The 272-nt window shown below is 28.7% G+C and carries 1 protein-coding gene; it reads right to left on the reverse strand.

Features of this window, described 5'->3' with window-relative positions:
• Positions 1 to 94, reverse strand: a 94-nt coding sequence (locus tag LI241_RS16025; protein ID WP_368668998.1) for a nitroreductase family protein, incomplete at its 3' end; no start/stop codon positions are given.
• Positions 95 to 272: the final 178 nt, after the last annotated feature.

Here is a 272-nt window from a genome sequence, read left to right on the forward strand (position 1 = left end):
GAAGTAATTCCTCCACAACTTCTTTCTTTATCGGCTTATCTTGATATTTACGAATACTTCTTCTTTGTTCCAACACTTTCTGCATTTCCATCATTATCACCTCTTACCTTAAGTATATACTTATTTTGCGATATGTAAATTGTATCTTTACATCTATATGGATATAAAAAGTAAACAAAAGCATCATAATAACCCAATGTAGTTAACCTTTTGTAGTACCTATCTTTAGAAGTTAAAAGTAAAAAAATGGTGTAAACTCGAAATTATAGCTA

The organism is Longicatena sp. 210702-DFI.1.196, from assembly GCF_020563125.1.
Classification (GTDB): Bacteria; Bacillota_I; Bacilli_A; order Erysipelotrichales; family Erysipelotrichaceae; genus Longicatena; species Longicatena caecimuris.